This is a genomic window from Lysinibacillus sp. RS10 (assembly GCF_041956855.1).
Lineage (GTDB): Bacteria > Bacillota > Bacilli > Bacillales_A > Planococcaceae > Lysinibacillus > Lysinibacillus xylanilyticus_A.
In genome coordinates, this window is the sequence record NZ_CP167122.1 from 4263555 (window position 1) to 4285628 (window position 22074).

Annotated in this window: 15 protein-coding genes and 1 pseudogene; 1 reads left to right on the forward strand and 15 read right to left on the reverse strand. The window is 33.0% G+C overall.

The window, feature by feature from the left end; all coding sequences use genetic code 11:
* Positions 1–124: 124 nt before the first annotated feature.
* Complete coding sequence (locus ACB089_RS21490) at positions 125–4606, reverse strand: endonuclease (protein ID WP_374963849.1); 4482 nt, start codon at positions 4604–4606, stop codon at positions 125–127.
* 795 nt (positions 4607–5401) lie between these two features.
* On the opposite strand from ACB089_RS21490, the pseudogene ACB089_RS21495 reads away from it, so the two are divergent.
* Positions 5402–5611, forward strand: a pseudogene (locus ACB089_RS21495) (IS3 family transposase); the annotation flags it as partial.
* A 159-nt stretch (positions 5612–5770) separates the two neighbouring features.
* On the opposite strand, the gene ACB089_RS21500 reads toward ACB089_RS21495, so the two are convergent.
* From ACB089_RS21500 to ACB089_RS21565, 14 genes are all read right to left on the reverse strand, one after another.
* Positions 5771–7591 carry an LTA synthase family protein gene (locus ACB089_RS21500; protein ID WP_374963850.1) on the reverse strand — a complete coding sequence of 607 codons (1821 nt, stop codon included), beginning with the start codon at positions 7589–7591 and terminating at the stop codon, positions 5771–5773.
* A 399-nt stretch (positions 7592–7990) separates the two neighbouring features.
* Positions 7991–9127, reverse strand: a complete 1137-nt coding sequence (locus ACB089_RS21505; RefSeq protein WP_374963851.1) for an aminotransferase class I/II-fold pyridoxal phosphate-dependent enzyme — start codon at positions 9125–9127, stop codon at positions 7991–7993.
* 25 nt (positions 9128–9152) lie between these two features.
* Complete coding sequence (locus tag ACB089_RS21510) at positions 9153–9779, reverse strand: acetyltransferase (RefSeq protein ID WP_374963852.1); 627 nt, start codon at positions 9777–9779, stop codon at positions 9153–9155.
* Positions 9779–10375 (reverse strand): sugar transferase, encoded by a 597-nt coding sequence (locus ACB089_RS21515; RefSeq protein ID WP_374963853.1) that lies wholly within the window; start codon positions 10373–10375, stop codon positions 9779–9781. The genes ACB089_RS21510 and ACB089_RS21515 overlap by 1 nt, the downstream gene beginning before the upstream one ends.
* A complete protein-coding gene (gene galE / locus ACB089_RS21520) occupies positions 10372–11382 on the reverse strand; it encodes a UDP-glucose 4-epimerase GalE (protein ID WP_374963854.1) in 1011 nt (336 codons plus the stop codon). Before galE ends, ACB089_RS21515 begins: the two co-directional genes overlap by 4 nt.
* 8 nt (positions 11383–11390) lie before the next feature.
* Positions 11391–12512 (reverse strand): glycosyltransferase family 4 protein, encoded by a 1122-nt coding sequence (locus tag ACB089_RS21525; protein WP_374963855.1) that lies wholly within the window; start codon positions 12510–12512, stop codon positions 11391–11393.
* A 4-nt stretch (positions 12513–12516) separates the two neighbouring features.
* Complete coding sequence (locus tag ACB089_RS21530; RefSeq protein ID WP_374963856.1) at positions 12517–13581, reverse strand: glycosyltransferase; 1065 nt, start codon at positions 13579–13581, stop codon at positions 12517–12519.
* 15 nt (positions 13582–13596) lie between these two features.
* The gene (locus tag ACB089_RS21535) at positions 13597–14490 is read right to left on the reverse strand and encodes a glycosyltransferase family 2 protein (RefSeq protein ID WP_374963857.1); all 894 of its coding nucleotides are present in this window, start codon (positions 14488–14490) and stop codon (positions 13597–13599) included.
* Entirely contained in the window at positions 14487–15716 is a 1230-nt protein-coding gene (locus tag ACB089_RS21540; RefSeq protein ID WP_374963858.1) for an O-antigen ligase family protein, read from the reverse strand. Before ACB089_RS21540 ends, ACB089_RS21535 begins: the two co-directional genes overlap by 4 nt.
* A gap of 13 nt (positions 15717–15729) precedes the next feature.
* Entirely contained in the window at positions 15730–17037 is a 1308-nt protein-coding gene (locus ACB089_RS21545) for a lipopolysaccharide biosynthesis protein (protein ID WP_374963859.1), read from the reverse strand.
* Entirely contained in the window at positions 17034–18851 is a 1818-nt protein-coding gene (locus ACB089_RS21550; RefSeq protein WP_374963860.1) for a polysaccharide biosynthesis protein, read from the reverse strand. The genes ACB089_RS21545 and ACB089_RS21550 overlap by 4 nt, the downstream gene beginning before the upstream one ends.
* A 22-nt stretch (positions 18852–18873) precedes the next feature.
* Positions 18874–19800: a Wzz/FepE/Etk N-terminal domain-containing protein gene (locus ACB089_RS21555; protein ID WP_374963861.1), complete on the reverse strand. Its 927-nt coding sequence runs from the start codon at positions 19798–19800 to the stop codon at positions 18874–18876.
* Complete coding sequence (locus tag ACB089_RS21560) at positions 19784–21346, reverse strand: O-antigen ligase family protein (RefSeq protein WP_374963862.1); 1563 nt, start codon at positions 21344–21346, stop codon at positions 19784–19786. The genes ACB089_RS21555 and ACB089_RS21560 overlap by 17 nt, the downstream gene beginning before the upstream one ends.
* A 17-nt stretch (positions 21347–21363) precedes the next feature.
* Positions 21364–21861, reverse strand: a complete 498-nt coding sequence (locus tag ACB089_RS21565; RefSeq protein WP_374963863.1) for a tetratricopeptide repeat protein — start codon at positions 21859–21861, stop codon at positions 21364–21366.
* Positions 21862–22074 lie beyond the last annotated feature (213 nt).

Here is a 22074-nt window from a genome sequence, read left to right on the forward strand (position 1 = left end):
AGAATATGGAAGTTTTATAAGACAAGAAAACCAGCATAAGGCTGCATTGAAATGAGCACAGTAAACGTCAAACGCCCACTTCAGGTTAGCAACTGAAGTGGGCGTTTGACGTTTTGAGTTTAATTTACCATATCTTTTCTACCCATTCTGGATGGTCTATAAATGGGTTGCGATTTCCTTGGATTTCGTAAATTCTCTCATTTCTTTGTTTTTCATAGGCATCTACAGGATCTTGCTCGTGCCATTGTAAAAGAACAGAAAGTTTACCGTGGTAAGGAGCTGTTCCATTGTTGACTTTGTCATTTAGTTCAAGGTCTACCTTATCTCCCGTCTCGTAACGAGTTGCCATATATAATAGTATACGTGCTACATCACCTTTTACGCGATTAGGTGGTTCGAATGAATCTGAATCTTTCAGGCAACCATTGCAGCCTGCTACTGGACTGCCGCCATTGTCGAAATCTAAATTTCCTCTTGAGCTATTAACTTGTACATCGGTTGCACGTAAGTGATGGATATCCGTTCCTGGTCCATTGCTTGTTCCAAAATTACCATGTGATTTTGCCCATGTATGCTCTCGGTTCCAGTTTCCTACATTGCCACCACTGTTTGTTTTCGGACTAGATTTCCCAGAGTAAAATAACATGACATTGTTTGAATTATTAGGGTCTTCATCCGTATACTTTAATGCATCCCAAACCTCATCATAAGAAAGTACCTTTTGTTCCGAAATGATATCGTGAAGAGCATTTTTTAGTTCCTGCCCCTCTTTGTTATAGGCAGCTGTATAATAATCATTCGCAACAACTGTAACACTGAAACTTGCTGTAACACTTTTTTTACCATCAGATGCTGTAACGCCAACAATATGGCTACCCTCTTCTAAATTAAGAGTTAATGTCTTGCCCTTTACAGTTCCTTTTGTAGCTGTAAATGAAAGCTCATCACCATCAGGGTCTGAGAAATGATCTGTTAAATCAATGTTAATTGCCTCTCCAACAGCTACAGATTTGTTTGCTATAGGATTTTTAATGATAGGTGCATTATTTTCAGAAGGTAAAGAAGGATCTCCAATGGGTTCCCCCTTCGAATTTGTAAATTTAATTTGCTCAGGAGCTGCACCCTTCTTATAGATTATCGATTTGATATCTATATTTTCAGCACCTCTTATTTCACTAACATTTGAACCTTCAATCGTGATTGATTTCACAGCAGTGCCTTTTAAGTCAATAATCGCCCCTGCTTTTACTGGACTAAGGATAACATCAGTCGTCTTAAAGCCTTCTCCATGTAGCTCCGCATAGGCACCTTTAAGGACCACACCTTTTGGAATAACAGATTGAGCATCTAAATGAACTGCCACACTAGGTTTATTTATTGTCAATTTGTTTTTTTTGTAGTTCTTAAGGTCATATACTATTTCAGGCTGAATCGGTTCAACACTTGAATCTTTCTTCATATCAATTTGAACCATGACAGGATCATGGTCACTTGCACGACCAGCCATGTCCGTAAAATCAGCATTAATATGAAGGACATCGACAACTGTTTTGTCTGCTAGATTATTCGAAACTAAAATATGATCTAATACTTGTGAATTCCCTTGAAATACGTATGTGTAACGATCAGAATCTTCCACTTTATTAATCATATTCGTCATTAATTGACCTTCATGTATTTTTAAAGCATCCGCAAATTGATAATCATTAAAATCGCCTAATGAAACAACATTTGCATCTGGATTGTTTGATTTAATATCTTCAATAAAATCATAAACAATATGTGCGATTTTTTGACGTTGCACTTCACTGCCATATACAGGTGGTTGCTTAGCACCAAATAATGGCGTATCTCCATTTTTAGAATTCCAATGGTTGGCGATCACTACTACGTCTTCACCTTGGAATTCAAATTGTGCCGCTAAAGGTTTACGACTACTGTTAAATGCTTCGTTAGTTGGATCAATACGACCAGGGTTCAGTGTTAATTTCCCATCTTTATAATCTACAGCTGTTGTAGCATCTCCTGCTGGGATACCTTCCTTCAACTTCACTCGCTCTGGATTATAAAGGAAGCCGACGCGAATATTTGCATCTGGTGCTCCACCGTCTTGATTGTTGATAGGATCAATATTAACATACTGATATTCAACACCACTTGCAGCTTTGATCTCTTCAATTAGTCTTTGATAGCTTTGATTGGCGTTTGAATCACCAGGAGAAGCACCGTTATTATCTTGCACCTCAGTTACACCCACAATATCTGGGCTCCCCATATCAATGCCAATTGCTCGTGCTAGCTTTTTCGCTTTATCATCAGTCGTAGAACTTTTGTTATTCGAGAAGTTTTCTAAATTATAAGAAGCAACTGTTAGCTTATCATCAGCTTTTACAATTTTTGTTTTCTCTGGTGATGCTGTACCTTGTTGATGGGCAGCTTTCATTTCATCTAAAGGAACATAGATTTTAAAGTTTTGATAGGAATAGCCTACGACTCCCGTAATCGGTCCTTTAAATTGATCACCTGTAGCAACTTCAAAATCGCGTGTAGCGGCATTCGGTTCTAATCGGAATTGAATTCTGTTTGGATTAGCATTTCCTTGCTCGTACAATACGCCACCGTGAATTGTATTTGTCGGTTCACTGTCAAGTACTGTCACCAGATCTCCATGCTCTTGTGGTGCTACCGCTTTCACGTCCTCTACTTCTACGCGCATCCCTTCAATGCTTTCCCAGAAGTCTATAGCATCGATCGTTGGATTAAATGTTTGAAGTTGATCACTGTCAATGCTGCTTAAGGACATTTTTAATTTATCAAGTTCAATTGGCTTCGGTAGCGCAACACTATTTTTCACTACTTCTACTTTTCCGCCTTGATCGTTACGTACATTGATTTGCGTAGTTTTTAAATCTGTTTGTTGTCGATCACTATAACCATCATAGGCAAATTCATTTACTTGCCCTTTAACAGACACTAAGTCCCCTACCTGAACTGGCCAAGAGTTTTTACCACTGTATAGTAAAATCCCTTCAGAAGTATTCGGATTATTATCAGCTAAATCATCAGGTGTTTGAATGTTATAATACCAATTGTTATTTAACATGAATGAATAGGTTACGACACCTTCAATGCCTTCAACAGTTTTACCATTGAATGAAGAAGTATGATTAGCACCTTGAATATCATGAATTTGTAAATTATCTGCAATAATATAATCAAATGTAGTTACTTCACTGAACGTACCATTTTTATCTTTAACAATTGCTTTTAATGTAGTATTTTTACTGATTTCTAGTGGCATCTCATATTTATGACTTTTATCAGTTGGCTCAGTGCCATCTAATGTGTAATAAATTTCTGCATCTGCAGTCGGTGTTGTCAACGTAACTGTTGTTTTCCCTGTAAACGTTCCACTTCCAGGCGATGCGATAGCAGGCTTTAATGCTGAACTATCCACAACAATGTCTGCTTTTGAGCGAGGAATAACTTGATAGTCTTGATCGAACTGTTGGACAATACCAGTGATAGATTCATAGGAAGTACCGGCAGTTAATCCAAGTGAATTTGTTTCATCACGTACAATGAAATTCGTCCCATCATTCGCAGTAAAGTTCGCCGATCCATTCCCTTGTTGAACATCTGTAAGCGTAACATTTTTCACTGTTACTAGCTGTGATTCGTTTGCTTCCGTTACTTGAGTACCAGTTACTACCTTTGGCGATGGGGCACCAGAATTTCCGCCTTTTTCAACGATTGTAGCACCATCTAATTGTAGTAATCCGCGATAGTCAGCTAATTTACCTGTTAAAGTAACCTCATCCCCGACAGACAAATCTAGACTAGTAGGTCGTACTGCAATACCACCTGTATCATCTTGGACGGAGAACGTATTTTTCAAGCCCGCTGCCACTTTCCCTTTGATGGTTACCGTTTCACCCACACCTTTAGTTCTAGCATCTCCAATTGGGAGGATTGCCGGTGCTTCTGGGTCAACAGGATCAACAGGTTCACCTGAATTGTCCATTACGTGTTGCCCTAAATTAGAAAAATCATCAACTGAAGAAGAATTCCATTCTAAAGCTGCGTTAAAGGGGTCATCAATATTTGGATTACCCGACAAGACTGAATTCTTTCTTACTAAAGTTACATCTTTAGCAAAATCTGCTGAAGGACCAACTTGTCCAATGGAATCGATTATTTCACCTGATTTCCTTAATACAATCGGATCATTCCCATTGAAATTAATAACAGTTGAATTTTCTAGATTCCCTTTTGCTTTAATGTTTGGACCTGCATCTTTATGATATAAAACATACGTAGCTCCGTTTTCTAGAGTACCTGTCAGACTTACTTTATTTTTCGCGGTAGCTTCTCCATTCGTATGAAGCTCTAACGTATAATTACTTAAATCAACCGCGGCACCTGTACCATTATATATTTCAATCGCTTTATTAAAGGAACTCCCTTCAATATACTCTGAAATGATTAAATCATTTGCTAATGTTTCGGCTTTTACTGTAAGCGGTGCTACTGGTACGGCAACACTTGCAACTAGAGTTGTTGCTAAAAAGGCATTTATCGGCTTCTTCCACTTCTTCTTCGACATCCAGTCAAATCCCCTTTCAAACTTAGGAAAGTTAGTTTTTAAAATACAAGCCTTCCCTCTATTAAAAGAAGACTTTGCAAAAAGATTATAGAATTGTGTTTCCTTTAACTGTGATTCCATCAATATTAACTTTTTCACCATTTGTTTTTGAAAGATCTACATTCTCTTCTACTATTGGCACTAACCTCCTTAACTGCTGTCACCTTTCTTTGGGCCTACACCATACAGGCGACTTTCATCGCATACGGCTTGCCATCAATAGTTGAAATAATTTAAACCTATTTCCCCACTATATGTATATGTTAGCATATTATTGTTAATGACTTATTTTAATAGTATCTATATTGTGTAAATTAATCGTAATTTCAGTAATCTGGATACTATTATGGGAAATTAAATAGAAATAACAGAGAATATTTTTTGAAAATTCAAACATTCATTCTGTGTTGTCTGCTATTATAAAAATTTCTAATAACAGAAAATAAAAAAATGAAATGAACCCCGAATAGCGGACACTTCAAAAAAAGTTCTTTTGTTGGGATTTATTGTTTTTTAAAACTAAAAATTTGGTTATACTAAACTTTACGAATTTAGAATGGGGTAACATCATGAGTAATATTATTTTTAATGAACATCAAAAGAAAACAATTAGAGGCGACTCCATATGTGGCATATGTTTCAGTTAGTTCCAACCTTCAGTAAACATAATGATTTTAGTTTACTAGAAATTGATTTTTTGGACAAAAATATAAAAAACTGTTTGGTAAAAACTATTAAATTTATTTTAGCGGTTACACCTTCTTTGGGAATTTTAAAAATGAAGTCAATTATAAGTCGGCAAATAACTTATTTGCGCTAAAGCAGATGATAGATACATATATGGGATATTATAAGATATAACGTAAGCAATGGAATCTAAAAAAGATGACTCCGACAAAAGATCGGAACCATCTAATCGCAGTTTTACCTGCAAGGGCACTTTTTGTTAAACTGTCCGTTAAATAAGGTTCAGTTCATAAATCAATGTCAGGCGTTTCTTAAATGGCACAAAAGTTAGTTATCCAAAAAAAGTAAAAAACAGAGATGAGCTTAATATTAATTATACAATTCGCCATATTAAATTTTTCAAAGATAACTTAACAAATAAATTAACTATAATAAGATTTATTGTGGTACTTTAAAATAATCCGTTTCTAAAAGATATTTTTTACCAAATAAAACATCATACTGAACTGTTTTATAATACTCTTCAAAATCTTTAAATTCACTTGGAGTATCGTTAAACAGTTTATTTTTATCATTTACTTTTACTTCACGGGTATACCCTGGCAATAATTCTGAAAATTCATCAATAAATTTATAATATTTAGATTGATTAAGGTTTGCCCAATCCAGTATATGTGGCGCTAAAAAAGAGGGACTGATACTCCCTACTTCATCAATATATAATCCATAATTATTCCAAGCAACTAAAGGAGTTTGCTTCATTTTTAATTGTTCCTGTAAATTATACTTATTTTGTTTTTTTATATATCCAGATTCCTCATAAAATTCCTTTAATGCAGGCAGATGGTCACCAAAAAATACAACTAACGTAGGTTCTTTAAAATTAGAAAGATAGTTTATTAGTCTATTTAACTCTAAATTTGCATCTACTATCCCTGTTGTATAAGTATTTAAAATTCTTTGTCCTTCTTTACTATAATTAGTAGGTACTTTTACAGTCTCTTCACCATATCTATCATTATTATATCCGCCATGATTTTGCATTGTTACCGCATAGATAAAAGTTGGTTTTGTATTACTATTTAATTCATCAATGATTGAATTCGTTATTTCAAAATCTGCAACAAAGTCACCTTTAATTTTCGGATTCTCAAAACTTTCGAACGCTTTAAATTTTTCAAAACCTAATAGAGGATATACGTGATTTCTATTCCAAAAATCACCTCCAAATGAATGAATACCAATTGTTGTATAGCCAGATTGATTTAGAAAGCTAGCAAGCGAGGGAGTTTTCTCATTTATATATTGTGCATATGGAACTGATCCGCTAGGTAATAGATTCATAGAAAAACTCGTAAGTGCTTCGAACTCAACATTAGCAGTTCCTCCACCAAATTGAGATGATACTATATTTCCTTTTTGATTTTCTTTAACTGTAGCTATATAATTTTGCTTTTCTATATTACTACTTAGATTTCCTATATCCCAAAATGATTCGCTCATAATAATAACAATATTTGGTTTGGTATTATTTCTTTCAATATTCCTATCATTAATTGCATATTTCTCATTAATATTATTTATCATAAGCTCTTTTGAATACTTTTTAGGAGAGTCAATAAGTGTTGTGGGCATATTCAATATAAAACTTAAAACAATGCCATTAATATTTTGATTATTTATTTGGTTTTCAGGAACTGAAAATACGCCACTTTTCGAAAAAATATTGTTGAAATAATTGTATGGATAATTGCAAAGTGTAATCATGATTAATATGGAAAATACAAGAGCAAACACTCTATTTTTCCAATTAAATTCTTTAAAATCTGTATATTTAATAATAAAAAATAATATTATTAGAATAATTGCACCCACTAAAATTATTAAGTAGAAGTTTAATTCATTATAAATAGAAGGTAGCAATTGATATATTTGATTTATAAATCTAAAATCCCATGGTAAAAGTGGTTCTTCTAAAAATTTAATTTTATAATTATTAACAGTAGATAATAATATCCAACATACAGTGTTTAAAATAATTGCTAGATAATAGTTATTAACAATAGCTAAAAACATTGTCTGAAATAATAGGCATATCATTACACCAAAAAGATATTTATCAAAAGATTGTTCAATCCAAGGTAAAAAGTCTATTATCCAAGGATAGACTAAACCTAAACGATTTCTATTTATCGTTTCTAAAATGAATATTACTATAAATGGTGTTAGTAAAAATATAGTTTTTATATAATTCTTCATTAATATTATTCCTTAATCCCTTTGAAATGTCATGTCCACACTCAAATGTTTATCTGTATATTTACATTATTCTTTTCAATAAATCCTTTAATTCCTTAATTGATTGCCTAGATTTAATCCTAAATTAAAACAATATTGATTAGAGTTTTATTAAGAGGGAAAAATTTGGACTTTAAGTAGCCTTAGTAGAGAATTAATAAAGTAGTTCTAGAGAATGTGTCCTAAGCCTAAAACTACAGACTTTTCTAAAAAGCCCACTTCTTCATCTCTTAAATAAAATATTAAATCCTTACCCAAATTCCCTGCTTTTCACAGTGAATGTCAGATATTTTCACATTATAAAAAAAGTATACTACTTTTCGTAGCATACAAAAATTTGTTGGAAAACCAATTAAGAAATTAAACATTAGTCAAAATTACATTAATCACACGTTGCTGCTCTTCTACAGTCATCTTAGAATCCGATGGCAAACAAATTCCTTTTTCAAATAATTGCTCACTCACAATTTCATTTTCAGCATGAGAATAGAATTGACATCCCTCAAACAATGGTTGTAAATGAAGTGGTTTCCATACAGGACGAGCTTCAATATTTGCCTCATTCAGCTTATCAATTAAATCATATGGTGAAATGGCAATTTTTTCTGGGTTTAATGTCATCGTAGACAACCAGCGATTTGAAAATGTACCTTCAAGCTCGGGCATCATTGTTAAACCGTCAATTTCTGAGAAAGCCTTTGCGTAAAGTTCAAAAATCGCACGTTTTTGTCCCACACGCTCATCCAGTACCTCCAACTGTCCGCGACCAATACCAGCAACAACATTACTCATACGATAATTGTAACCAACAACACTATGTTGGTAATGCTTCGCTGCATCACGAGCTTGAGTAGCAAGAAATCTCGCACGATTCAAGGCTTCAACATCATCTGAAACTAGCATGCCGCCACCAGAAGTAGTAATAATTTTATTACCGTTAAATGAGAAAATACCAAATTGACCAAATGTCCCACTTTTCTTTCCTTTATAGGATGAACCAAGTGATTCAGCAGCATCTTCCACTACCGGAACTTCATAAGAATCACAAATCGCTAAAAGTTCATCCATCTTTGCACTTTGACCATATAAATTAACAATAATGACGGCTTTAGGCAATTTTCCTTCAGCCTGTGCATCTTCAAACGCACTTGTTAAAGCTTGTGGAGACATATTCCAAGTATCCCATTCAGAGTCGATAAAGACTGGCTTTGCTCCTCGATACAAAATTGGATTCGCACTTGCAATAAATGTTAATGTCGAGCAAAAAACAGTATCCTCACGTTCAACACCAACTAAATTTAATGCCAAGTCAATTGCCGCTGTTCCTGAACTAAGCGCTGCCGCTCCATTTACCTCTACATATTTAGCAAGTTCTTGTTCAAATCCATCCACATTTGCACCAAGTGGGGCAATCCAGTTCGTATCAAAAGCCTCTTGAATATATTTTTGCTCATGTCCACTCATATGAGGGGATGATAATAAAATTCGTTGTGTCATGTTATATGCCTTCTCTCAAAGATTTTCACTCATGAAATTTAATTGGTTTCGCAGGAGCCCCTACTGCTGTACAATTGGCTGGTAAATCTCTCACTACAACAGCCCCTGCTCCTACAGTTGTCCAGCTTCCTATTTTCACTAATGGTATTACTGAACTGCTTGCCCCTAAATGTACGCCATCTGCTATTTTAACACCGCCGGTTACTACACTAGCTGGTGAGATATGTACATAATTTTCTATTAAACAATCGTGCTCTACAATGGCATTCGTATTAATAATACTATGCATACCTACACAAGCATCTGCATTTATTATGACGCCTGGCATGATTACAGTTCCATTCCCTATTATGGCACTTGGACTTACAATAGCAGTTGGATGAATGCATGTAAAATACCTATTATCCGGAATGTTAATTCTGGAAACAATTTTTTGACGAATGTTATTATTACCAATAGCAATGATGACTTTTACCTGATCATCTTTTAAAAGCTGATTTAAATATGTAATAGGCCCTTTGACAATTTTGTTCTCTATAACAATGTCAATATATTTATCATCCAAGATACCTATTACATCATTACCACTGGCAAAGACAATATCTTTAATTACTTTAGCATGACCACTGTCTCCAATAACTACGATATTCATTAAACATCACTACCCTTAAATTTTTCCATTGTAGCTTGCCCTTCTTGGCTAATACCTTCTGAGACAAATACTTTTTTCACTGTCAGTAATAGTATTTTACAATCTAACCATAATGATTGATTTTCCACATACCATACATCGTATTCAAACTTTTGCTCCCATGAAATTGCATTACGACCATTCACCTGCGCCCATCCAGTTATACCTGGACGTACTTCATGCCTACGAGCTTGTCTTTCATTATAAAGTGGTAAGTATTCTACTAAAAGTGGACGTGGCCCAATTAAACTCATGTCACCTTTTAGTACATTCCAAAGCTGAGGTAATTCATCTAAGCTTAGTTTACGTAAAACTTTCCCAAATGATGTTAAACGAACCGAATCAGGTAATAATTCACCAATTTCATCTCTTTCATCAGTCATTGTACGAAATTTATAAACATAAAAAACTTTTCCATTTAAACCTGGTCTAGGTTGTTTAAACAGTACAGGTGAACCTAATTTAATTCGAACTAATATCCAGGTTAGAAAGAATATTGGGCTTAGGCATAGCAAGACACCAAAACTTATAATAAAATCAAATAACCGTTTTATCATACACTCAACCTCTTAGTCGCTTTATACCATATCCAAGCGTCATAACACATATCTTTTAGACCGAATTGCGTACTCCAATTTAATAAAGTATTTGCTTTTGTAACATCTGCTACACTTGTAACGATATCACCTTCACGTCTCTCAACAATCTCATACGGTATGATTACATTGTTTACTTCTTCAAATGTATGTATTAGATCTAAGACTGAGTAGCCGATACCTGTTCCAAGATTAAATGCTTCACAACCATTGTGTGCCTCAACAAACTTCAAAGCTTGCACATGTCCCTTAGCCAAATCCATTACATGTATAAAATCCCTAATGCAGCTCCCATCAGCAGTATCATAGTCGCCACCATAGACCTGCAATTTTGTAGTTTCACCATTAGCTGCCTTTAAAATATGTGGCATTAAATTATTTGGTATTCCATATGGCATTTCTCCTAGTTTTCCACTATTATGAGCTCCAATAGGATTAAAATATCGCATAAGAGCAATTTTCCATCCACTGTCAGTTTCGGATAGATCTTTTAGCATTTGCTCAAGCATCAACTTTGTACGACCATAGGGGTTTGGCGCATTAAGAGCTAGATCTTCATTTAACGGAGGCGTGTGTAAATCTCCATAAACAGTTGCAGATGAGCTAAATATTAATTTTTTCACATCAAACTCGTTCATAACTTCTAGTAAATTTAATGTACTAATTAGGTTATTTTGATAATAAGACAGAGGATCTTTTACTGATTCGCCAACAGATTTATATCCAGCAAAATGAATTACAGATGATATATTATTTTTTATAAACACATCTCGTATTGATAACATCTCTAATAAATCTAACTTTATAAATGGAATTTTTTTTTGCACTATTGATTCAATTTTATCCAATACATCAATTGAGGATTTTGATAAATTATCTATAATTAAACAATCTTCACCTTGTTCAATCAATTCAACCACTGTATGACTGCCTATAAAACCAAGTCCACCTGTTATTAAAACCGTCATACTTTCACCTACTTCAGTAAATTTTTATAGATTCTGATATACTCTATTAAAACTTTATCCATTAAATACGGTTCTATAGATTCTTTAGCACATTTACCCATTGCCCCTCTTAATTCTGTCGATTGTACAAGTTTTGTAAATGCAGTAATTAAGGCCGTATCATCCTCATGATTCACTACAAAACCATTCTTATTTGATTGTATTAAATCCCTTAACCCTCTTGTGTTCGTAACTACACAAGGAATACCTACTACCATTGCTTCCATTATACTTTTAGGTAAACCTTCACGATGTGAAAGTAATGCAACAACATCTGATACTTGTAAAAGCTTCAGAACATCTCGACGGAATCCTAAAAAATGAATCCCTAAAAGATTTTCTTTTTCAACATACTTTTTCAAATCATTCTCTTTTTCACCGTTTCCAATCACTAATAACTCTATTAGAGGATTTTCTTGCTTCAGACGTTCCCAATTTCGAAGTAAAAATTGGTGATTCTTATTATTATTTAACTCTGCAATATATGAAATAACAATAGTTTTATCAGATAGTCCTAATTGCTTCTTAAAATGTTTTTTTTCATTTTCTGTCAAAAATTCATGCTCAAATTCAACACCAACACCATGTACATATGATATTTTTTCACTTGGTAATAGATTTTGAGCATTTTGATAATCTTCTTCGTTTATAGTGATTAAATGATCTGTCCATTTGGCTGCAATTTTTTCTGCTGTAAAGTATATTAGCCAATTTAGCTTCGGAGCTCCCTTAAAAAAGTGAAATCCATGAGCAGTGTAAATAATTTTCCCATAATTTGATTTTCGAAAAGCTGCTCTTGTTAAAATAGAAGCTACAGGGGTATGCACATGAACTAGCTCAAATTTTTCTTTATGAAATAACCTTTTTAAGACATTAAGTGCGTCGATATTTTTTAAACTTAGAGGGCTTCTTGAAAATGGGATATCAACACATTTCACTTGATATTTTTCTAATATTTCTTTATCTGCCAACCCAGTTCCAGCAGCCCAAACTTCATAACCTTGTGACTGAAAATACTTAATGTATGGGATATGGAATGCTGTAAGATGTCGATAAACTGATGCTACAAAAAGAACTTTCATTTTTTTCATTCCTTTAAATTTCCTTGTATAATGCCAAATATTTTTTTACTGTTTCTTGAATCGTATATTTGGAAACATCTAGTTTAACTTTTTCAGATTCAATAGATGCTATTATTTTATCTGCTAAGTCATGTTCGTTAAAAGGCTCAAAAACTTGTCCACCTAGCGTTTTTACTACACCATTCAAACCATCTACATCCGATGCTACAACGGGTAACCCAGTAGCAGCGGCTTCAACTACTACTAAACCGAATCCTTCCCACTTGGAGGAAAGTACAAAAACATCTGAAGCTTTCATAATAGAAGGGACATCCATGCGTTTGCCTAAAAAAAGTATGGTATCACGTCCATATTCGTTTGCATATTGTTTGACTTCTTCTAAACGTTCACCATCACCAACAAATACTATCCGGTAATTTAAAGGTAAAAGTTTACTTGTACGAATAAGAGTTTCATGGTCTTTTTGTTCTCGCATGGCGGCTACCATCAATATTAGCTTCTCATTCTCACTTATCTCTGGTGATATTTCAAATCTATCAAGGGAAGGCGATTCAAGATACTGTAAGACATCTATACCATTCTCAATTACCTCTGTTTTATATCCAGTACTCGGAAGATAAGACTTTAGATTTTCTTTTGTATCGGTGGTAATAGCAATTATTTTATCATATTGACGATATAACCAATAATCTAACAAATACAGCTTTTTACTATCTCTTCTTTTATTGTGTGTACTATGCTCAGTTGTAATTAAAGAAATCTGTTTTCCCGCCATTTTTAAAGCAACCGGTGTGAATAATTGTGATGCAAACAAGTGAGTATGAATACAGTCATAATTATGTGTTTCAATTATTTTCTTTAAGAAAAATATATTTTTAAAAGCGTATACTTTTGGTGTAGGACCATAATACACAGGAATTTTCAATTTTTCTATTTGTTGGCCAAAAAAATTATGTGCCTTTGTTAATACAGCAACTTCACAAGTGATACCCTGAATTTGCATTTCTTTTACGATATCCACTAGCATTTTCTCTGCGCCACCACTATTTAAAGTTGTTATAACATGTAACACTTTCATAACAATATCCCTACTCTACTGTCTATATTTACGTAACATTTCAGCGATAACTTTTTTAGGTAATAAAAAAAGAGGAATGAACATAAGCTGTTTCTTTGAGTATTTTAGTGATTTTAACAAATACTCCATAGCTAATTGTCGATTACCCTCAATCAAAGAATACGTAATAGCCCCTCTAAACCTTGTAAGTAAATGATTTATATTACCGACTTGAAGTATGTCTTTTTCGAATTCACGTATTATATCTCTTTGATATTGAGCAAATAAATCTACCTTAGTAATCTCTCTATTTGCATTTGTCAGTCTATCGCTAGAATCTTCTATCACTTTAACGACAATTTTATTTACCACTGAATAGCCATGTTCGATAATAATTTTGTACCATAATAACAACTCAGCCCCAATCTTAGAATCGGGAAAAGAATAATTACTTCCACAAAATATTTCTTTATTAATAACATGAGTAGTATCGCCCATAACTACTCCTTGTAAATATTCTTCAAAATTATATTTTCGATAATCCACATTTTCATTTATCTTCGTAGTAGAACAAAGAAAATGATAGACTGGTTCATTTAACTCTTCATTTTTCACTAAAAAATCATTTATTTTATCAAATGCTCCTTCAACAAACACGTCATCATCATCCATAATCACTATATAATTATATTTAGCCTTTTGAATGCCGTGATTTCTAGCTACTCCAGGTCCAGTATTCTTTTCTTGATATATATACTTAACGTTATTAAATTCTTTTATGATTTTATCTTTATAATTAAAGTCAGAATGATCGTCCACAATAACAATCTCATAATTGTCATATTCTTGTTCAATAATAGAATTAATACATCTACGTAATTCAATTTCTCGATTATAGGTTGTAATCACAATACTTAAAGGTATTTTCATATTAACTTTTCACCTCTTCTTTGAAAATAACCTCTGTAGTAAGAGTAGCAATATGTTAATGGCAGTATAAATGTTATCCATTCTGATAATTCCGTACTATAGGGATGGAATAACCCATTACCTATATAATAAATCAACATCAAAATTGAACTACTTACCACTATATTTTCCTTCTTATTTATATTAACTTGTAATTTCAGCATGATTTTTGGTAAGAATGCTATCCAACCAAAGAAAATTAAACACATTCCTAATAAACCGAATAATCCAAAGTCTCCCCACAATTGCAAATATGTATTGTGAACGACCATACTAGTTCCGTCTTCATATATCCCGACTGTGGTAAATGCTCCTGTCCCAATAAAAGGGTTATTATAGATCTTTTCAATTGCTGATTTATACATCATAAATCTAGCTGGATCTACCAGTTCTAATCCTGTTGAAAAAGAACCGGAATTCAGTAAATTAACTAAACTTTTACCAATTCTTGATTGTAAAAGAAACGGTATTGCTATTATTAGCCCCGCAAAAAATATAATAAAAGCAAAGAACGGTAAGACAACTGACTTTATCTTGTTTTTATGATTGACTATTATATAAAATAAAAAGACAAAAAATAGTGTTAAAAAGATTAAGAGCATGCCCGTACGTGATCCATCCATATAGATAACAAACAAACTAAGTAATAGCATAAAAAAATGAATGACTTTTTGTTTTTTTGGTAACAATAAAAAAGCCATAATATTAAAATAAAAACCAAAAGCTCCTATCTTTACTAGAGATCCAGGGAAAGCTAGAGCTGTTCCCCATCTCCCATCACTAGTCATTAAGCTAGCCATACTCGAAACCCCTAATAAACCGAATATTAATAACATTACATTCACAATAACTGCTGTATTAAGCGCAATATTAATTTCATTCCAACCAATCTTAGAATAATAAATAAAATAATATAACGTTATTAATATTAAAAATAGTTTAATAGTCTGAATAAGATTTTCTATGCCTGATCCATAGTAATAACTACTAATCATACCTAACATTACTAGTATAAAAGCTATTCCAAACATAGGACTAATAATGAGTTTCTCTTTTAAAAAATCCCTTAACATAAAAGGCAATATCAAAATACTCCACAAAATCCAATGTACATAGGGGAATAAAGTAACTTTTAAATCAGCACTAAGGGCTAAAAAGATAAATAGTATAATAGATGCTGCCTTCATTTAAGTTCCCCCCTTAAAATACAAATAATATACAATATAAGAATACTGAAACAATCAAATTAATACTTAGCGTAGTTATAGTTTTTAATATATTTAGTTCTTTCAATACAAATGAATCCATTACAAAACTATTAATAAATTGGCTAATTACCCAGGCAATCCCTATCGTATAAAATTGATACGACTCCAAACACAAATAGAAAAAGATTACCATGCAGACTATAGTTGCACAGCTTGTAAATATTACTTCCTTTAATTTAGATGCAGCTTGTAAAAACTCATAGCTTAAGTTTGTATGTGCATTTAAACATACTCCATATAATAAGAAAAAGAACAAATCCATATCTTGAATCATTAAAAAATTTGGAACATATTGTAAAACTAAAAACACCGTTACAAATAGAGAATTATAAATTAACCAACTTACCTTGTTGTAATATGGAATTCTACTCAATAAATATGATTTCTCTTTTTCATTTTTAAGCATAGCAGAAAATCTTGGGAATATAACCATTCCTAGACTGTTTGAAAAAAACCACACTTTCGTCGCTAAATCAAATACTGATTTGTAAATTCCTACTTCTCTCATAGTAAAATTTTTATTTACTAAAAACGTGCCTAATGCAAGTATAGTTACTTGTGTTAATTGAGCAGCAGATAACAAGATGGATTCACTTATTATCTTCTTAAACTCACCTTTTGAATACTTTGGTTTCCAACTTCCTGCTGGTAATTGTACTAAAATTTTTTTAGCATAAATTATATCGAATATCCTTCTTAGTAAAATGACACTTATTAATAAGAGAATTGAATGTGTCAACACAACAGTAGCAATTAAAAATAAGTGTTTGGATAAACCCGAAAATAAGTTATATTTCGATACGTTTCCAAATTTTTCTTTACCGATATTAAAAGTTAGAAGAATCGTAGTTGGTATAGATAGTAAATAATCTAATGAAACTAGAATAACAATAATGCTTACCAAAAAATCATTATTTGTAGGAAATACAAAATTTGGAATTACGAAAAATAAAACTGGAGTTATTAATAATAACAGAATAGCTATTCTAATATAAATACCCACTGCAACCTGCATGATCATACTCTGCTCTTCACTATTAACAGTTTGAGCTATAGTCCTCGTAAAATACTTTGCTACTCCCATTTCAATAAAATAAATATAAGAAGAAAGAATAACAAAAATCGAATATATACCATAGCCTTCAGCCCCCAAAGATTTAATTGCCAAAGGGATAAATGCTATTCCAGCTAAACCATTTACTAAATTCACACCGTATACATAGACTAGATTCTTCTTCATATATGATATTCCTTTGTAAATTTATTATTAGCTATATTAATTAGTTGCATTTTAGTAGCCTCGTCAAATGATTCAGCAATTTCCTCCAATAATATATTCAAATGATAGTTGGATAATGTTAATGCAAGACCAATATGTATCCCAGGAAATACATGCTCCTCTTGAATCTCTTCTTTATTCAATAATTCTTCATACATCTTTTCACCTGGTCGCAAGCCAGTATATTCAATTTTTATCTCGTCCTCTGTGAAACCAGATAATTGGATAAGATTCCGAGCCAAATCTACAATTTTCACAGGCTCACCCATATCCAATACAAAAATTTCTCCATTGCCCCCAAGTGTGCCAGCCTGTAGTACTAGCCTCGAAGCTTCTGGAATTGTCATAAAATAGCGTGTCATATCTGGGTGTGTAACTGTCACTGGTCCACCAGAAGCAATTTGTTTTTTGAACAAAGGAATTACTGAGCCTCTTGAACCTAATACATTTCCAAAGCGAACAGCCGCAAAATTTGTATCACTATCTTTTGCTAGATTCTGAACTACCATTTCAGCAATACGTTTAGTAGCTCCCATTATATTTGGTGGATTTACCGCCTTATCTGTTGAAATCATGACAAAATTCCCAACATTAAATTCATCTGCAGCCTCAGCAACATTTTTCGTACCAAATATATTGTTCTTCACAGCCTCATGTGGATTATATTCCATTAGAGGAACATGTTTGTGGGCTGCAGCATGATAAATTACATCTGGCTTATAATGCTTAACTATTTCAAAGATTCTATCCCTGTCTTGAATATCTGCAATAATTGGTGTCAATTCTATAAAGCCTGAGCTTCTTTGCTGTAATTCCATATGAATAGTGTAAATCGAGTTCTCACCATGCCCTAAAAGAATAAGTTGCTTTGGATGGAAATTCATCACTTGACGACAAATCTCTGAACCTATCGATCCCCCTGCTCCTGTGACAAGAATCACTTTATCAGTTAGTTTCTTTGATATGGCCACCATATCAAGTTTTACTTCATCACGTCCAAGTAAATCTTCAATCTGAACCTCTTTCATTTCGTTGACAGCCACTTTACCAGTCATGACATCTTCGATACTTGGCATAACTTTTACAGGAAGATTCGTTTCTGCACAATCTTCAAAAATACTTTTAATACCTATACGCCCTAGAGAAGGAATAGCGATAATTATTTCATCAATTCCATGTTTACCTACAAGCTTAGGAATATCCTTTGTTGTACCACATACCGTCACATTCATCACTTTGAGTTGTTGTTTACTTAAATCATCATCTACAAATACAACAGGAATTCGATCTGGATTTGGTGAATGAATTAAATTTCTCGCAAGCATTGTGCCGCCTTGACCAGCTCCCACAATTAACACTCTCTTTAAATTAGCTGTATTACGAAATGATTCTTTATCATTCAAAACACGTAGTAAAAATCGTGATCCTCCAATCATAATTATATGAAGCATCCATGTTATAGCCATAACACGAAAATATATATCATTTTTGATAATTAGTTGAATACAACTAGCCGTTGCGATGGAAATCGTAACGGCATAGCCAATTGTTAATAGCTCTCGGACAGATGCAACACTCCACATCCGGTCATAAAGATGAAAGAAATATGCTGCAATATGATGACTAACTAAGAGCGTTACAGCACTAACTATTATCACCTTATCGGAATAGCCATCTATAGTTGGGTGTAATAACCAATAACTGATAAATATTGCGGAAAGGACTATACAGGAGTCAATTATAAAGAATAGCATGTAACGCATTTTATAACTCATATAAAGCAAACCTCTCTTATTTCTATTTAACAACAGCGCTATTTTTCCAATAATGTCGGAAGAATACAATACATAAACCTAGCATCATACCGATTACAAAACTAATTGCTAAATTTAGTAATTTATTTGGTGAAGAAGGTACTTCTTCCAAGGTTGGTTCTACAATAACACGAATAAATGGATCTGGTTTAAAACTGTCTAATCCCGTTTTAACAGATTGATAGTTAGCTAAAGTTTTTTGATACTCTTCTGATTTAGTCTGTATTTGAGCTTGCATTTGGAGTAATTCATTTTGCAGATTTCCAGTTACAGTCGAAAGTGCTGACGTTTGTTCTTCTGAAATATTTAGTATAATTTCAGAGTTTAACACCGTTTGTAAAATTAAAATCTCAGGTAGATGATTATCTTTTATCACCTTATTATACTGCTCAATAATAGTCTCTATTTCTTTAGATAATACTGCTGATTCCGATTTGTAAGTTTTTTCTAAATCTTGCAACGTCCCCTGCACAGATTCATTCATTTTTTGCTTTGTTACATCCATTAAAATCTGCAACTGTTTCTGCGCATCCTTTGCTGAATTAGATAAGTACTTTAACTCAACTAAATTTTTGGTAGGATCCGCCTCTACTTTTACTTCTAAATTTTGTTCATTATATTTCTCTTTAATGCCAGCATCCTGTAATGCTTGCTTCATAATAGTTTTATTCTGAATACGTTGTGCATAAATATTCGGTGTGAATTCGGCTAAAATATACTTTGCCATAAAATCATTATCCTGTACACCACTAGATACTTGTACAACTGCATTTGATTCATACTTTTCATTTAATATAAACCAGCTAGCTGTTCCCGCTAACAACATACAAACAATAGTACAAATAGCGATTATATTTTTGCCCTTCCAAACAATTTGTATCAACTCACGTAACTCAATTGTCTCTTCCATCTATTTGCTCCTTATACTTAAATGCTATTGCTAACAATATTCCAGCAACAGTCCACATTGGTGCTGAAATACCTGGAATGCTATCATTGAACATTGCTTGTATTAAATAAGCTCCCCACGCAACCCCCAATATCCTAATGATTGAACCATTACTTTTTATCGCTATTTTTAAAGGGTTAAATAATGTAAGCACAACTAATCCTAATGCACTTAGCAAACCTATGATTCCCGTACCATACAACCAGCCAATATACATACTATGGGGTTTATCAGTAATCATATTTTCGTCCCCTAGCCCAGCCCGTGCATCAATACTATAGTGTGGGAAATTGTACATAAATGTATCTAATCCATAGCCGAACAACGGACGATTTTTTACGACTTCTACTGCTTTTTCCCAAATATAAGCACGTCCTGATCCTGCAGATATTCCCCTTTCAGGAAGCTCAGGTAATTCAAATTTCTCAGCAGCATACGCACTATTATAAAAAATTCCTTCACTATTAAATTTATAGGAAACAGTTTCTGGTTCTACATACACATCATAAGGATTATATTTAAATATTAAGCCAATAGATTCGTACCAAACTTTTGGTACATGTGATGCTAGAGTATGAAAAATAGGAACAGTTAACACTAAGAATATTGATAAAATTAAAATACCTTGTTTTTTAAATTCAGTTTTAAACAGGTATAATATTATTAGTGGAAATAACAGGATCACTGTTATAAACCCACTTGAAGATAAAGACATAAAAACGATAGATAGCGATGATAAAGCTATTAGCATATGAATAATGCTTCTTATTAGACTTTTTTCAAAAATAGATGCAGCTAAGAACATCAGCGTCATAATTGCGAACATTCCACTCATATAGTTCCATTGATTTAAAGTTCCCACTAAAGTAGAACCTTGAGTAATATCTGCCCCTTCAGGTAAAAACAACGTTACAAATTTACTAACAGCACTATTTTGTAATAAATCATGTCCATAAAAATTCATTGAAATGATAAATAAGTTTATAACCACAAATGGGTAGAGTGAATACAAAATATAGTTTAAAGCTTTTTTGGGATACTCAATATTCATTGCAATAAATAATAGAGACAAGTAACATAACCAGCTAATTGCTCCATCTGATTGGTTATACATTCCGCTCAATGCAATTGAAATATTTGGCGAGAAAATTGTTGATAAAATAATAGCAACTGCGAATGCTCCTATTGCATAATTCAGTTTTGTTTTATGAATTTTACCATTCATAAACAAAATTTTAGCCATAAACATGATAGCTGCTATTATCGTAATTCCCACTACAAATAATGCTTTATATTGAGTGAATAGGTCACCTTTTACACCACCAGTTAAAGCAGCTACATTTGTAATTAGAGGGGTTTGAACCTCTTTAACACTTGCCATAACGATTAATGGCACAATGCCAATGACAACAAGAAGCAATCTAAATATCCATTTATCTACAGACTTTTGAGATTTAATATCTTCCTCAACATCTCGATAAGCTACTTTTTCGTAGAACTTACTCATCCTTTATGTACCATCCTTTATTGCGAATTTTCGATTTGTGCCAGTAAAGTAGCAACATGCTCTTGATAATTTGGTATTTCCTCTGGTGCCCAACCCCCACCTTGACAACGTAAAAGAACTGTTTTAGCATCTTCATATCTTTCAACAGCTACAAATAATTCGCCAAGTTGAATCATGAACATGGGATCTTCTACTTTATGAGGATTTATATCCAGTGTTTTTTGCATATGTATCGTTGCTTGTTTCAGATCGTTATTATTAGCAGCGATAATTGCAGCTAAATAATTTGCTATTTCAGAATTTGGTTCTTCCTTTAATACCTTTGAAATTGCTTCCCAAGCATCTTCAAAATTACCTTCTGATTGCAATTGAACAGCTTGATTATATAAAGCCTCATTGGCTGCAAATTTTTCATCCTGCTTGCTTGCCATCACATTCGCAACAATCAAACCGACTACAATAAATGCAACAATACCAGACAATATATATTTTCTAACAGGTTCATTAAATGTCATACCATTCTACCTTTCTTATAAAAACGTCTTTTTTTCAGATATAATTATTATACATCAAATTAACATAACTATGTAACAACCCCGTAATTTTGTTTGAAAAACTATCCAAATTTATCTCGCTGTTAGTTTACTCGCTCTACATTCCGTGTAGCCAGTCAAAATGAAAAGGACCTTTGACAGACTACACGGGATGAGGAACACTCCATAAAATAG

Coding starts and splice junctions, on each gene's coding strand:
- ACB089_RS21500 (WP_374963850.1), bottom strand. CDS start 7,591: ATGAAGAATTATATAAAAACTATATTTTTACTAACACCATTTATAGTA.
- ACB089_RS21515 (WP_374963853.1), bottom strand. CDS start 10,375: ATGATAAAACGGTTATTTGATTTTATTATAAGTTTTGGTGTCTTGCTA.
- galE (WP_374963854.1), bottom strand. CDS start 11,382: ATGACGGTTTTAATAACAGGTGGACTTGGTTTTATAGGCAGTCATACA.
- ACB089_RS21560 (WP_374963862.1), bottom strand. CDS start 21,346: ATGAGTAAGTTCTACGAAAAAGTAGCTTATCGAGATGTTGAGGAAGAT.
- ACB089_RS21550 (WP_374963860.1), bottom strand. CDS start 18,851: ATGAGTTATAAAATGCGTTACATGCTATTCTTTATAATTGACTCCTGT.
- ACB089_RS21490 (WP_374963849.1), bottom strand. CDS start 4,606: ATGTCGAAGAAGAAGTGGAAGAAGCCGATAAATGCCTTTTTAGCAACA.
- ACB089_RS21540 (WP_374963858.1), bottom strand. CDS start 15,716: ATGAAGGCAGCATCTATTATACTATTTATCTTTTTAGCCCTTAGTGCT.
- ACB089_RS21530 (WP_374963856.1), bottom strand. CDS start 13,581: ATGAAAGTGTTACATGTTATAACAACTTTAAATAGTGGTGGCGCAGAG.
- ACB089_RS21565 (WP_374963863.1), bottom strand. CDS start 21,861: ATGACATTTAATGAACCTGTTAGAAAATATATATTGTCTGGTATTGTT.
- ACB089_RS21510 (WP_374963852.1), bottom strand. CDS start 9,779: ATGAATATCGTAGTTATTGGAGACAGTGGTCATGCTAAAGTAATTAAA.
- ACB089_RS21535 (WP_374963857.1), bottom strand. CDS start 14,490: ATGAAAATACCTTTAAGTATTGTGATTACAACCTATAATCGAGAAATT.
- ACB089_RS21505 (WP_374963851.1), bottom strand. CDS start 9,127: ATGACACAACGAATTTTATTATCATCCCCTCATATGAGTGGACATGAG.
- ACB089_RS21525 (WP_374963855.1), bottom strand. CDS start 12,512: ATGAAAAAAATGAAAGTTCTTTTTGTAGCATCAGTTTATCGACATCTT.
- ACB089_RS21545 (WP_374963859.1), bottom strand. CDS start 17,037: ATGAAGAAGAATCTAGTCTATGTATACGGTGTGAATTTAGTAAATGGT.
- ACB089_RS21555 (WP_374963861.1), bottom strand. CDS start 19,800: ATGGAAGAGACAATTGAGTTACGTGAGTTGATACAAATTGTTTGGAAG.